Here is a 12,801-nt window from a genome sequence, read left to right as displayed (position 1 = left end):
TAAAATATCGACCCAAAGGGGTGAAAATATTAAAACAAATGGACTTCAACTGATTTCAATCTAGCTATTACAAATCTTAAAGCAAGTGTTAAACATGTAACAACTTGTAAAATTATATATTGAAATGTGATTTTATGGTTTTATTAGAGTTTAGATTTGATAGGAAAGTTGTACATTTTACCTTTGCTGCATAGATTTAAAAAATCATACAAATTATAGTAACCCATTGATTTTAAATCATTTAATTAATAGATGTTGAGTTTTAGATTTCTAATGAATTCTAAAATCCTTGTCTCAATTTACGTTGGTCAATTTTAGATGGAAAAAAATGACCTTTGTCACGACTTGTACCGATGTCTATCTCGACGTTGTACTGAGAGGCCCTGATATCGTGCAAAATGCACTTTCTCAGTGACTGCATAGAAATTCATTACTGATAGCAAAATAAAAATAAAAGCCAGACCTGAAGCGGTGTTATTCACTGTTAATTAGTACTTTGGTGTGAATCCGGATATAAAAATACCACTCGCGGGTGAGTTATTTAAAATGTTTCCACGGACATACTCTTCATCGTAACGTGGCGTTAACAAATGTAAGTCATGTTAACAACAATTTGAGTGGTAATTAATTTAACTTCATGTACGACCAGGTCCAGGGTGACAACATGAAAAACAAGTTGTTATTTATGATGTTTACAATACTGGGAGTGCCTGGGATTGCATCCGCAACCAGTTATGATTTAGCTAATTCAGAATATAACTTTGCGGTAAATGAATTAAGTAAGTCTTCATTTAATCAGGCAGCCATTATTGGTCAGGTTGGTACTGCTAATAGTGCAAATACTCGCCAGGAGGGCACCAAGTTATTGTCGGTCATTTCGCAAGAAGGTTCAGGTAACCGGGCGAAAACAGACCAGACGGGATCAAATAACTTTGCATATATTGATCAAACGGGTAGCTCTAATGATGCGAGTATTAAACAAAGCTCTTACGGTAATACGGCGATGATTATCCAGAAAGGCTCTGGTAATAAAGCCAATATTACCCAGTACGGTACACAAAAAACAGCAGTTGTGGTGCAGAGACAGTCGCAAATGGCAATTCGCGTTACTCAACGCTAATCCATAAACGACGTTTAAATCAATCCGATGGGGGTTTACCATGAAACTTTTAAAAGTGGCAGCATTCGCAGCAATCGTAGTTTCTGGCAGTGCTCTGGCAGGTGTTGTTCCGCAATGGGGCGGTAATCATCATGGTGGCGGTAGCAACTATGGCCCAGACTCTTCAATGAGTATTTACCAATTTGGTTCTAGTAACGTTGCGAATGCGCTGCAAAGTGATGCACGTAAATCAGACGTGACTATCACACAACACGGACATGGTAACGGTGCGACCGTCGGCCAAGGTGCTGATGACAGTACCATTAGCCTGAAACAGACCGGCTTCCAGAACAGTGCTGATATCAATCAGTGGAATGCAAAAAATGCTGATATCAGCGTAACTCAGTTCGGTGGTCGTAACGGTGCTGTGGTTAATCAGACAGCGTCTGACTCCAATGTGCTGATTCAGCAGGTTGGTTATGGCAACAATGCTACAGCTAACCAGCACTAATTCAGTTTTCTGACTGATAATAAACAGGGCGAAAGCCCTGTTTTTTTTCGGGAGAATATTATGCACACGCTATTACTCATTGCCGCGTTGGCAAATCAAATAACATTCAATACAACTCAGCAAGGTGACATGTACACCATTATTCCTCAGGTGACATTAGCTCAACCGTGCGTATGTGAAGTGCAAGTCCTTGCCGTACGTAAAGGAAAGGGCGGACAAAGTCAGTCACAGCAGAAAACAAGCCTTTCGGTCCCTGCTAATCGGCCAATTGAATTAACAAAAATGAGCTTTAATATTTCACCGGAGGATTCGGTCAAAATTATCGTTACCGTTTCTGACGGGCAGTCTCTGCATCTGTCGCAACAATGGCCTGACTCAAACAGTCACCCATAATTTTTTGCCGGATTTGCATTAAGGGTGTGGCTGGGAGTGCAGTGCTGTTCTATGAATATAGAAACGAACAAACGTTTTATTTGATCGTAACTCGCAGCGGTGAAGGATCATTGCGATCCCTCAAGGATGATTAATCATTGAGGAACCCTTATGTGTACATTATTAAAGCGTATTTTAAATACCGGTTTGTGGGCTTTTTCTCTTTTAACCCTCCCCGCAATGGCGACGCAAATCTTACCCGGCGGGGTAATTCATTTTCGTGGTGCAATAGTTGAAGCACCTTGCGACGTTAACACTCGACAACAACAGATTGAATTGTCATGTATGCGTGATGGCACGATGAGTAATAGTCTCTACGACCTGCAACAGGTCACGACAGCGCCTCAGAGTGTGCAACAAATTGCCACGGTGAAAATGCATTACCTCAATGAACAGAAAAGCATGGCTATTCTGAATATTGAATATAAATGAATCATTCTGGCGTAGGTATGCACGCTTATGGCTAAAAAGTGAGATTTCAAGGAAAACCCTGCTGTACACTTAACGGAGAGTGTTTTGTCAGGGGGAACTTATGCAATCGCGTGTTCATGTGTTACAGGGCGACATTACGACGATCGCGGTAGATGTGATCGTCAATGCGGCCAACTCCTCGTTACTGGGAGGAGGTGGAGTCGATGGCGCGATTCATCGTGCTGCCGGGCCTGCGTTGTTGGAGGCCTGCAAACAGGTTATACAACAACAGGGAGAATGCCCGACCGGGCATGCCGTTATCACGTTGGCTGGCGCGCTTCCGGCAAAAGCAGTTATTCACACCGTAGGACCCGTCTGGCAAGGCGGTGATCACCACGAGGCTGAACGACTTGAAGAGGCCTATCTAAATACATTGCAACTGGCCTTAGCCAATGGTTATCAATCCATTGCTTTTCCTGCTATAAGCACCGGAGCTTATGGTTACCCACGTGCTGCAGCGGCAGAGATCGCGGTGAAAACGGTGTTGAAATTTATCACCCGACGTACGCTACCCGATCAAATATACTTCGTGTGCTTTGATGAAGAAAACGCTCGACTATACAAGAGATTACTTACCCAACAAGGCGATGAACGCACGGACTGATATGACGCGACTTGAGCGTGCCATCACGCCGCTATGCGTAAACCACCCGGGAGAATGCGGCATTCTGACGTTGGATGACAGCCTGGATGCGTTTGCTGCTCGCTATCGGTTGACGGAAATGGCGGAACGTACCCTGGATGTTCAGTATTACATCTGGGAAAGCGACATGTCCGGGCTATTGTTATTTTCCGTTTTGCTGGCCGCAGCGAAGCGGGGCGTCCGGGTGCGTTTGTTGCTGGATGATAACAACACGCCAGGTCTGGATGACACGCTGCGTTTGCTGGACAATCACCCTAATATTGAAGTTCGCCTGTTTAATCCCTTTTCCTTTCGCATCCTGCGTGCCCTGGGCTATTTAACCGATTTTGCCCGGTTGAATCGGCGTATGCACAACAAAAGTTATACCGCTGACGGCGTCGTAACTCTTGTGGGGGGGCGAAATATAGGCGATGCCTACTTTGGCGCAGGCGAACAACCACTGTTTTCCGATCTGGACGTTATGGCTATTGGACCGGTTGTCCAGGATGTTGCAGACGACTTTGAGCGTTACTGGCACAGCCGCTCGGTTTCAACATTGCAAAACGTACTTGAGGTGGCTGAACCAGCTTCTACGCAAAAAATCGAACTTCCCGAATCCTGGTATAATGATGACATCACGCGTCGCTATCTACATAAGCTGGAAACCAGCCAGTTTATGACCCATCTCGATCAGAGGTCGCTGCCGCTAATTTGGGCGAAAACGCGCTTGCTGAGTGATGATCCTGCAAAAGGAGAGGGGAAAGCGCCGCGCCACTCACTATTACCACAGCGTTTGTTTGACGTGATGGGATCTCCCACCGAGCGTATTGATATTATTTCCGCCTACTTTGTACCAACTCGCGCCGGTGTGGCGCAGCTCCTGAGACTGGTGAGAAAAGGCGTTAAGATCGCAATTTTAACTAATTCTCTGGCAGCGAATGATGTCGCGGTTGTTCACGCAGGCTACGCGCGCTGGCGAAAAAAACTCTTGCGCTACGGTGTGGAGTTATACGAGCTCAAACCAACCCGCGATCGCGTTTCAGCAGTTCATGACCGGGGATTAACCGGTAATTCAGGCTCCAGCTTGCATGCGAAAACCTTCAGTATTGACGGTCGTAAAGTGTTTATAGGATCGCTTAATTTTGATCCCCGTTCAACGCTGCTCAATACGGAAATGGGGTTTGTGATTGAGAGTGAAGTACTGGCCGAGTTGATTCATAAACGTTTTATGCAAAGTCAGCGTGACATGGCCTGGCAACTACGTCTTGACCGTTGGGGCAGAATCAACTGGGTTGATCGGCTTTCTGGCAGCGAAAAGGTACTGAAAAAAGAACCCGCTACAGGATTCTGGAAGCGGGTTCTGGTGAGGCTTGCATCCGTGTTGCCCATTGAATGGCTGCTCTGAACCATTCAATGCAAGAAAACTAACCGGCTACCGCCTTGTTTTTATCCTGCTTAATGGGCGGTTTACCCGAAAAGAGAAACTTCAGCACCGGGATCCGTAAATGGATTTCGTACAGTATGACCGCAATTCCAACCACAAAAAGCAGACCGCAGAGAAAACCCAGCAGATTCGACTTGATATGCGGTGTGATATACGCGCCAAAAAACAGCGTTAACGGGTGGTGCACCAAATAGATGAACAGCGACGCGTTGACAAAATAGGTCACGCGAGCCGACTGGAAATTCAGTAAACGGTGGCCAAGCGAAAAGACGACATTCACCATCCATAGCCCCATGACCATGGTAATGACATATTCGGTTTCATACATCCAGGCATCGCCGTTGCCGTAACGTTGATTGAGCAGGTATGCGACAAATGCGAATGCGGCGCCTAGCGTGCAGCAGCGCGATGGCGTGGTAAACAGTGCTTTCAGATTCGGATTGATAAACGCCAGCGCACCGAGCATAAAGAAAGGCACATAGAACAGCGTTTGCATAACGATAAAATTAAACATGCCATCGCTGAGAATCGAAGGGTAGAGGATGAAAATCGTTCTTCTGACGGCGGCATAGCCGACACCCAACAATATAAAAATCAGCGTTAATTTGGTCATTGACACCCCCGATGCAGGGGTACCGTCTCCACGCGATAGTCTGTTTTTCATCTGGGTAAACACCCACATGCTCAGGGTCGTTAACACCACCAGAACCAGTAAAAACCACAGATGGGAAATCAGCTCCCAGGCCAGCGCATTGTATTTGTCATAGCCGCTGAGGGTATGCCAGCTGTCTGCTTTCCCTTTCACGTATTGCAGCATGATAAATTGCGGCAGCGTAAGCAGCGGAATCGCGGTCAGCATGGGGATCCCCACGCGTTCTACACGCACCTTCCACCAGCGTTTTAACGGATAGCGCAAAAAAAGCATGTAGGAAAAATAACCTGAAATGACAAAGAAGACCTGCATGCGAAATGCATGGATAAAGTCGTTAAAAAGGGTTAACCACCATGACGGTTCTGCGCTGTTCACGTGCCAGGTGTGGGTGGAGTAGATCAATGAAATATGGAATGGGATCCCTAACAACATTAGCCAGGCACGGATGGAGTCAAGAAAATATTCACGTGGTGGTGATACAGAGCTCATAGACAGTTACGTATTCTCAGACTTTTCGTCTTATCCCTAAGACGAATAATGGTTACATTCGAGGGCAACCCTACACGAAGTCCAACAACCTGTCTCCAGGATAAGCACGCAAAGTGAAAACAGGCAGATGAACCTGCTTAAACCATGAGCCAGCGCGCGAACAATACAGGGATTCAGTTGTCGGAGTACCCGATTATCCATTAAAATGGATCGGATCAATATAAGCACACAAAGGGGGAAGTGCTTACTAATTATGAAACATAAACTACAAATGATGAAAATGCGTTGGTTGGGTGCAGCAGTCATGTTAACGCTGTACACATCATCGAGCTGGGCGTTCAGTATTGATGATGTTGCAAAACAAGCTCAATCCTTAGCCGGGAAAGGCTATGAGGCGCCAAAAAGTAACTTGCCCTCCGTTTTCCGCGACATGAAATATGCGGATTATCAACAGATCCAGTTCAATCGCGATAAAGCGTACTGGAGCAATCTCAAGACCCCATTTAAGCTCGAGTTCTACCACCAGGGTATGTACTTCGACACGCCGGTCAAAATCAACGAAGTTACCGCCACGGCGGTGAAAAGAATCAAATACAGCCCGGATTATTTTAGTTTTGGCGATGTTCAGCATGATAAAGACACGGTAAAAGATCTCGGCTTCGCCGGGTTCAAAGTGCTGTATCCGATCAACAGCAAAGATAAAAACGATGAAATCGTCAGCATGCTCGGTGCCAGCTATTTTCGCGTTCTGGGTGCAGGTCAGGTCTACGGCCTGTCAGCGCGTGGCCTCGCGATTGATACCGCTCTGCCTTCTGGTGAAGAATTTCCCCGCTTCCGTGAGTTTTGGATCGAACGTCCGAAACCGACTGATAAACGTTTAACCATTTATGCTTTGCTGGATTCTCCGCGTGCAACCGGAGCGTATCGTTTTGTCATTATTCCAGGCCGTGACACGGTCGTTGATGTTCAGTCCAAAGTTTACCTGCGCGACAAAGTGGGCAAACTGGGTGTGGCACCGTTAACCAGTATGTTCCTGTTTGGACCGAACCAGCCGTCTCCGGCGACAAACTATCGTCCGGAACTGCATGATTCTAACGGTTTGTCTATCCACGCGGGCAATGGGGAGTGGATTTGGCGTCCGCTGAATAACCCGAAACATCTCGCGGTGAGCAGCTTCGCAATGGAAAACCCGCAAGGATTCGGACTGTTGCAGCGTGGCCGTCAGTTCTCGCGTTTTGAAGATATCGACGATCGTTACGATCTGCGCCCAAGCGCCTGGATCACGCCAAAAGGTGACTGGGGTAAAGGTAAGATTGAGTTAGTTGAAATCCCAACTAACGATGAAACGAACGATAACATCGTTGCGTACTGGACGCCGGATCAACTGCCTGAAGCGGGCAAAGAGATGAACTTCAAGTACACTTTGACGTTCACGCGTGATGAAGACAAGCTTCATGCGCCGGAAAGCGCCTGGGTACAGCAGACTCGTCGTTCTACCGGTGATGTAAAACAGTCCAACCTGATTCGTCAGCCTGACGGTACCATCGCGTTTGTGGTGGACTTTACCGGCACAGATATGAAAAAGCTGCCGCAGGATACCCCGGTTACCGCACAAACCAGTATTGGCGACAACGGTGAAATCGTTGAAAGCACTGTGCGCTATAACCCGGTATCTAAGGGTTGGCGTTTGATGCTGCGCGTGAAAGTGAAAGACGTGAAGAAAACCACTGAAATGCGTGCTGCCTTGGTCAATGCCGATCAGACGCTGAGTGAAACCTGGAGCTACCAGTTACCTGCCAATGAATAAGACAACTGAGTATATTGACGCAATGCCGCTTTCGGATATCGAGAAAGCGGCACTGCCGAAAACTGACATCCGCGCCGTTCATCAGGCGTTGGATGCCGAGCATCGTACTTACTCGCGCGAAGATGATTCACCGCAGGGTTCTGTGAAAGCTCGCCTTGAGCAAGCATGGCCGGATTCTTTGGCTAAAGAGCAGTTGGTTAAGGACGATGAGGGCCGCGATCAGCTGCAGGCGATGCCAAAAGCAACGCGTACCTCTATGTTCCCCGATCCCTGGCGTACCAACCCGGTTGGTCGTTTTTGGGATCGCTTGCGTGGGCGCGATGTGACGCCGCGTTATCTTTCGCGTTTGACGAAAGAAGAACAGGAAAGCGAGCAAAAATGGCGTACCGTAGGCACCATCCGCCGCTATACGCTGTTGATTCTAACGCTGGCGCAAACGGTCGTAGCAACCTGGTATATGAAGACGATCCTCCCGTATCAGGGGTGGGCATTTATTAATCCGGTAGACATGATGGGACAGAACTTGTGGGTCTCCTTTATGCAACTGCTGCCCTACATGCTGCAAACCGGAATTCTCATTTTGTTTGCCGTGCTTTTCTGTTGGGTGTCTGCGGGATTCTGGACCGCGCTGATGGGCTTCCTGCAACTGTTGATTGGACGAGATAAGTACAGTATCTCGGCCTCAACGGTCGGGGACGAACCGCTGAATCCCGAACACCGTACCGCGCTGATTATGCCTATCTGTAACGAGGACGTTGACCGCGTATTTGCGGGACTTCGCGCCACGTGGGAATCGGTCAAAGCAACGGGCAACGCCGAACATTTCGATGTTTATATCCTGAGCGACAGCTACAATCCTGATATCTGCGTGGCAGAACAAAAAGCGTGGATGGAGCTGATTGCTGAGGTGCAGGGCGAAGGACAGATTTTCTACCGCCGTCGTCGTCGTCGCGTGAAGCGTAAAAGCGGCAACATTGATGACTTTTGTCGTCGCTGGGGAAATCAGTACAGCTACATGGTGGTGCTGGACGCTGACTCAGTGATGAGTGGTGACTGTCTGAGCGGCCTGGTGCGTCTGATGGAAGCGAATCCGAATGCCGGGATTATCCAGTCTTCACCGAAGGCTTCCGGTATGGATACGCTGTATGCGCGCTGCCAGCAGTTTGCGACCCGTGTTTACGGACCGCTGTTTACCGCCGGGCTTCACTTCTGGCAGTTAGGGGAATCACACTATTGGGGCCACAACGCAATTATCCGCGTGAAGCCATTTATCGAGCACTGTGCGCTCGCGCCGTTACCGGGCGAAGGCTCGTTTGCGGGATCGATCCTCTCCCATGACTTCGTGGAAGCGGCATTGATGCGTCGTGCTGGCTGGGGTGTGTGGATTGCTTACGATCTGCCGGGATCTTATGAAGAGCTGCCGCCGAACCTGCTGGATGAACTCAAGCGCGACCGCCGCTGGTGCCACGGTAACCTGATGAACTTCCGTTTGTTCCTGGTGAAAGGGATGCACCCGGTTCACCGTGCGGTATTCCTGACCGGTGTAATGTCCTATCTGTCTGCGCCGCTTTGGTTTATGTTCCTCGCGCTCTCTACCGCATTGCAGGTGGTGCATGCGTTGACGGAGCCGCAGTACTTCCTGCAACCGCGTCAGCTGTTCCCGGTTTGGCCGCAGTGGCGACCTGAACTGGCGATCGCGCTGTTTGCTTCAACGATGGTGCTGCTGTTCCTGCCGAAGCTGCTGAGTATTTTGCTCATCTGGTGTAAAGGGACGAAAGAGTACGGCGGGTTTATCCGCGTCACGCTGTCGCTACTGTTGGAAGTTCTGTTCTCCGTGTTGCTGGCGCCGGTGCGTATGTTGTTCCACACCGTCTTCGTCGTGAGTGCCTTCCTCGGTTGGGAAGTTGTGTGGAATTCGCCGCAGCGTGATGACGATTCGACCCCGTGGGGTGAAGCGTTTATGCGTCACGGTTCTCAGTTACTGCTGGGGCTGGTGTGGGCTGTGGGTATGGCCTGGCTGGATCTGCGTTTCCTGTTCTGGCTGGCACCGATTGTCTTCTCGCTGATCCTGTCACCGTTTGTTTCCGTGATTTCCAGCCGTTCCACGGTGGGGTTACGTACCAAGCGCTGGAAGCTGTTCCTGATCCCGGAAGAGTATTCTCCGCCGCAGGTGCTGGTGGATACCGATACTTATCTGGTGATGAACCGTAAACGTACGCTGGACGATGGCTTTATGCATGCGGTGTTTAATCCGTCGTTTAACGCACTGGCCACGGCCATGGCGACTGCACGCCACCGCGCCAGCAACGTGCTGGAGATTGCACGCGATCGTCATGTGGAACAGGCACTGAACGAAACGCCGGAGAAACTGAATCGCGATCGTCGCCTGGTGTTGTTGAGCGATCCGGTGACCATGGCGCGTTTACATTACCGTGTCTGGAATTCACCTGATAAGTATTCTTCGTGGGTGAACTACTATCAGGGACTGACACTGAACCCGCTGGCGCTCAGGAAAAAATAAGCGTTCTGTAACGTGAAAATACCGGCCTGGTGCCGGTATTTTTTTATATTGAATAGAATGAGTCGTGAGGTAGCAGGTGCGAATATTGGCTGTAGGAATAATGATCTTCTTCCTGAGCGGATGCGGCAGCATTATTAGTCGTACCATCCCAGGGCAAGGACACGGAAACCAATACTATCCTGGCGTGCAATGGGATGTTAGGGACTCCGCATGGCGCTACGTCACTATCCTCGATCTGCCATTTTCGCTGGTGTTTGATACGTTGCTGCTGCCGCTCGACATACATCATGGACCTTACGAGTAATTATCGCTCATCCCATTCATCGGCTGCGGTCTGTCCCTCTTCAGTATCAAGGGGAGGTTCCAGCTGGAATTCACCTTCATCCCATTCGTGAAGCGTATTTTCTTCCTGCCACTCCTGGCGGATTTCAATTTCATCATAGTCGCCATCAAAAACGCTCTGGGCCGCTTCTCCGCTCAGGATTGGAAGACATTCACCATCTACATCCTCCTCGTCAGCAAAGAATTCCGCCTGCCACATAATGTCGCCATCCTGTAGCACGTATTTTTGGACGCTTAGCTGTTGAACGCTGGCGTCGTCTGACTCAAGGTCAGGGTTATCAGCCAGAAACACTTCACGAGCTGCATCAATAGCCTCTTCCAACGTGGCATAAAAATTCATGTCATTCTTTGCCATATTTCTTCTCCTAAGGCGAACAATAAAGGGGGATGATTCAATCTATAGACGGCGATCCGCAGAGCGTCAAACCCGTTAGCTGCATGGCTCACTCAATCAGATGATTACTGCCTGCAATGCCTACGAGACTGGGGGAAAGTAACTTCGGTTGTTTATGAAAAAATTTACATTGGCAGATACTGAAGCCGACGTAATATCAGGAAAAAAATTCAAGAAAAAATAGTAATGTATGTGGTTTGCAATGTAGTAATGAAAATCGAAAAATTAAAAAATGACGTTATATAAGGAAATCTTCAGGGTTAAACGTTATCTTTTATGTGTTTTAGAGGGGGAATCCGATCGCTTATGACGTAATATTTCATAACTTAATAAAAATAAAGAAGAAAATTAATGCCCAATACGGAAGTGTCGCAGGGGCAATCAATGAAAGTGGCTAAACTTAGTGGTGTCTCTGGTAGTGACAAAGTATCTTTTGTGTATGGGGGCTGTGAATGGTGTGAGTGATACTAAAATAGTATACATAATAAAATGTTATTAATGACAAAGGTTATAAATCTATAAGAAACCATTAAATAAGAAATGAATTAGTGTCATTGAATCTGTGCAGATATAATAGTTTGCAAAATCTTATGCTTTATTATATAAAATGCAAAATTAAGAGAGCCCTTAAGGTTGTTATGGATAACGGCAATTCAAATAATAGAAGGTTAATGGCTTTCTATATAATCTGTTTGGCTAGCTATGTTCTTGGTGGAGTGTGTCTTACACAATTTAAATTAACGATACAAAGTGTGCCGCAAACAGTATATCTGATTATAATTGTAGGGTTATTCTTTTTATATGGGATAATCTTCCTGTTTATGTTATTCCAGTATCTTTGTAGAAAAGATCTCACCTGCCTTATGATATTAGGCATGGCGTTTCTTGGGAATAACATATTTTTCATCGAGACTATCTACATCGTTCAGGACTTGATTAATGATTATGCCTCAATCGAAAAAAGAACTAACGATATAGCCATATTCTATTACTTTCGGCAGATTAGTTTCATTGCTCTGCTATTTGTTTCATTAAAATCTTATAAAGTATCCTCGACAGTTATTGAAACCAAAGAAAGAGAACCTTGCTATATCGTTCTGTCTTTTTTAATCATGCTTGTTATCGCGGTGGTGGCGCACGCTCTGGCCAGTTACAACCCTAATTTTACACTCGAGATCACAAGCCTGAAGCCTGATAATGTCACCGTGCACTGGCATATTGGGTACATTTATTCGCTTATTGTATCCTGGGGACTGGTCCTGTTGTATTTAATCATTAAAACCAGAACGCATAACATCTTGTGGAAAAGTATAGGGCTACTGTGTTGCTCAGCAATATTGACCAATGTACTACTTCTGAGCCTGGATGAATATAGCATGTATATTTGGTATGTAAGCCGGGGGATTGAGGTGATAAGTGCCCTGTGTATAATCTCAATACTGATGTACAACACCTTCATCATCTTAAAAAAAGAAACGGATTCAGCTATTAAAGACGCAATGACTAAAATATATAATCGTAAACTATTCTATAAGTCATTAAAATCATCATTAGCAAAAGGCACAGTATGTGTAATGGTTCTGGATATTGATAAATTCAAACGGATTAATGATACTTACGGTCATCAGGAAGGTGACAGAGTGATAATCAGCATTGTCGATATTGTCAATAAATCAATCAGAGATACGGATATTTTTGCCAGAGTAGGCGGCGAAGAATTTGCGATCCTTCTTAAGTGTAACGATAAAGATGAGGCAATTGTTGTTGCAGAGCGAATTAGGCGAAATGTAGAGAATGCTACGACAATACCAAATTCGTATGAGTTAAAAGAAAAAATGACGATAAGTATCGGTGTATATTGCAGTAAAATTGATGATGAATCAGCGGATAAAGTTGTTTCATACGCCGATGCCGCATTGTATGAAGCCAAAAATTCTGGCAGAAATAAGGTGTGTTACTATTATCATTAAGGTTGAAATATACGCCGTGTAAGATAAGTTTATTATTCCGAACCGGC

General features: G+C 46.7%; 12 protein-coding genes. 10 read left to right on the top strand and 2 right to left on the bottom strand.

Annotated elements, in window-relative coordinates:
- Positions 1-664 precede the first annotated feature (664 nt).
- From csgB to OGY04_RS08655, 6 genes are all read left to right on the top strand, one after another.
- Positions 665-1,120 (top strand): curli minor subunit CsgB, encoded by a 456-nt coding sequence (csgB, locus tag OGY04_RS08680; RefSeq protein WP_032941802.1) that lies wholly within the window; start codon positions 665-667, stop codon positions 1,118-1,120.
- A gap of 40 nt (positions 1,121-1,160) precedes the next feature.
- On the top strand, positions 1,161-1,610 hold the full coding sequence (gene csgA, locus OGY04_RS08675; protein ID WP_008784338.1) for a curli major subunit CsgA: 450 nt from the start codon (positions 1,161-1,163) through the stop codon (positions 1,608-1,610).
- Positions 1,611-1,670: 60 nt separating this feature from the next.
- Positions 1,671-2,003 carry a curli assembly chaperone CsgC gene (gene csgC, locus OGY04_RS08670; protein ID WP_020996502.1) on the top strand — a complete coding sequence of 111 codons (333 nt, stop codon included), beginning with the start codon at positions 1,671-1,673 and terminating at the stop codon, positions 2,001-2,003.
- A gap of 150 nt (positions 2,004-2,153) precedes the next feature.
- Positions 2,154-2,474 (top strand): YmdA family protein, encoded by a 321-nt coding sequence (locus tag OGY04_RS08665; RefSeq protein ID WP_100272659.1) that lies wholly within the window; start codon positions 2,154-2,156, stop codon positions 2,472-2,474.
- A 100-nt stretch (positions 2,475-2,574) separates the two neighbouring features.
- A complete protein-coding gene (ymdB, locus tag OGY04_RS08660) occupies positions 2,575-3,117 on the top strand; it encodes an O-acetyl-ADP-ribose deacetylase (RefSeq protein ID WP_003832103.1) in 543 nt (180 codons plus the stop codon).
- Positions 3,050-4,540 (top strand): phospholipase D family protein, encoded by a 1,491-nt coding sequence (locus OGY04_RS08655; RefSeq protein ID WP_375167792.1) that lies wholly within the window; start codon positions 3,050-3,052, stop codon positions 4,538-4,540. The genes ymdB and OGY04_RS08655 overlap by 68 nt, the downstream gene beginning before the upstream one ends.
- 19 nt (positions 4,541-4,559) lie before the next feature.
- Here OGY04_RS08655 and mdoC read toward each other — a convergent pair whose 3' ends face one another.
- Complete coding sequence (gene mdoC, locus OGY04_RS08650) at positions 4,560-5,720, bottom strand: glucans biosynthesis protein MdoC (RefSeq protein WP_286585114.1); 1,161 nt, start codon at positions 5,718-5,720, stop codon at positions 4,560-4,562.
- Between the two features lie 271 nt (positions 5,721-5,991).
- Between mdoC and mdoG the strand changes: the two genes are divergently transcribed.
- From mdoG to OGY04_RS08635, 3 genes are all read left to right on the top strand, one after another.
- Positions 5,992-7,527 carry a glucans biosynthesis protein MdoG gene (gene mdoG, locus OGY04_RS08645; protein WP_286585166.1) on the top strand — a complete coding sequence of 512 codons (1,536 nt, stop codon included), beginning with the start codon at positions 5,992-5,994 and terminating at the stop codon, positions 7,525-7,527.
- Complete coding sequence (mdoH, locus tag OGY04_RS08640) at positions 7,520-10,048, top strand: glucans biosynthesis glucosyltransferase MdoH (RefSeq protein ID WP_048235662.1); 2,529 nt, start codon at positions 7,520-7,522, stop codon at positions 10,046-10,048. Before mdoG ends, mdoH begins: the two co-directional genes overlap by 8 nt.
- Positions 10,049-10,124: 76 nt before the next feature.
- Positions 10,125-10,352: a YceK/YidQ family lipoprotein gene (locus tag OGY04_RS08635; RefSeq protein ID WP_003832117.1), complete on the top strand. Its 228-nt coding sequence runs from the start codon at positions 10,125-10,127 to the stop codon at positions 10,350-10,352.
- Here OGY04_RS08635 and OGY04_RS08630 read toward each other — a convergent pair whose 3' ends face one another.
- Complete coding sequence (locus OGY04_RS08630) at positions 10,353-10,730, bottom strand: MysB family protein (RefSeq protein WP_286585164.1); 378 nt, start codon at positions 10,728-10,730, stop codon at positions 10,353-10,355.
- 692 nt (positions 10,731-11,422) lie between these two features.
- Here OGY04_RS08630 and OGY04_RS08625 point away from each other — a divergent pair.
- Positions 11,423-12,754, top strand: coding sequence for a sensor domain-containing diguanylate cyclase (locus tag OGY04_RS08625; protein ID WP_286585113.1), 1,332 nt, complete (start codon positions 11,423-11,425; stop codon positions 12,752-12,754).
- Positions 12,755-12,801: the final 47 nt, after the last annotated feature.

Source organism: Citrobacter sp. Cpo091 (genome assembly GCF_030332645.1).
Lineage (GTDB): Bacteria > Pseudomonadota > Gammaproteobacteria > Enterobacterales > Enterobacteriaceae > Citrobacter > Citrobacter portucalensis.
This window is presented reverse-complemented; position numbering and strand designations above follow the sequence as displayed.

Excerpts from the sequence above, each read along its gene's own strand:
- csgB (WP_032941802.1), top strand. The coding sequence starts at position 665 with ATGAAAAACAAGTTGTTATTTATGATGTTTACAATACTGGGAGTGCCT.
- csgA (WP_008784338.1), top strand. The coding sequence starts at position 1,161 with ATGAAACTTTTAAAAGTGGCAGCATTCGCAGCAATCGTAGTTTCTGGC.
- csgC (WP_020996502.1), top strand. The coding sequence starts at position 1,671 with ATGCACACGCTATTACTCATTGCCGCGTTGGCAAATCAAATAACATTC.
- OGY04_RS08665 (WP_100272659.1), top strand. The coding sequence starts at position 2,154 with ATGTGTACATTATTAAAGCGTATTTTAAATACCGGTTTGTGGGCTTTT.
- ymdB (WP_003832103.1), top strand. The coding sequence starts at position 2,575 with ATGCAATCGCGTGTTCATGTGTTACAGGGCGACATTACGACGATCGCG.
- mdoC (WP_286585114.1), bottom strand. The coding sequence starts at position 5,720 with ATGAGCTCTGTATCACCACCACGTGAATATTTTCTTGACTCCATCCGT.
- mdoG (WP_286585166.1), top strand. The coding sequence starts at position 5,992 with ATGATGAAAATGCGTTGGTTGGGTGCAGCAGTCATGTTAACGCTGTAC.
- mdoH (WP_048235662.1), top strand. The coding sequence starts at position 7,520 with ATGAATAAGACAACTGAGTATATTGACGCAATGCCGCTTTCGGATATC.
- OGY04_RS08630 (WP_286585164.1), bottom strand. The coding sequence starts at position 10,730 with ATGAATTTTTATGCCACGTTGGAAGAGGCTATTGATGCAGCTCGTGAA.
- OGY04_RS08625 (WP_286585113.1), top strand. The coding sequence starts at position 11,423 with ATGGATAACGGCAATTCAAATAATAGAAGGTTAATGGCTTTCTATATA.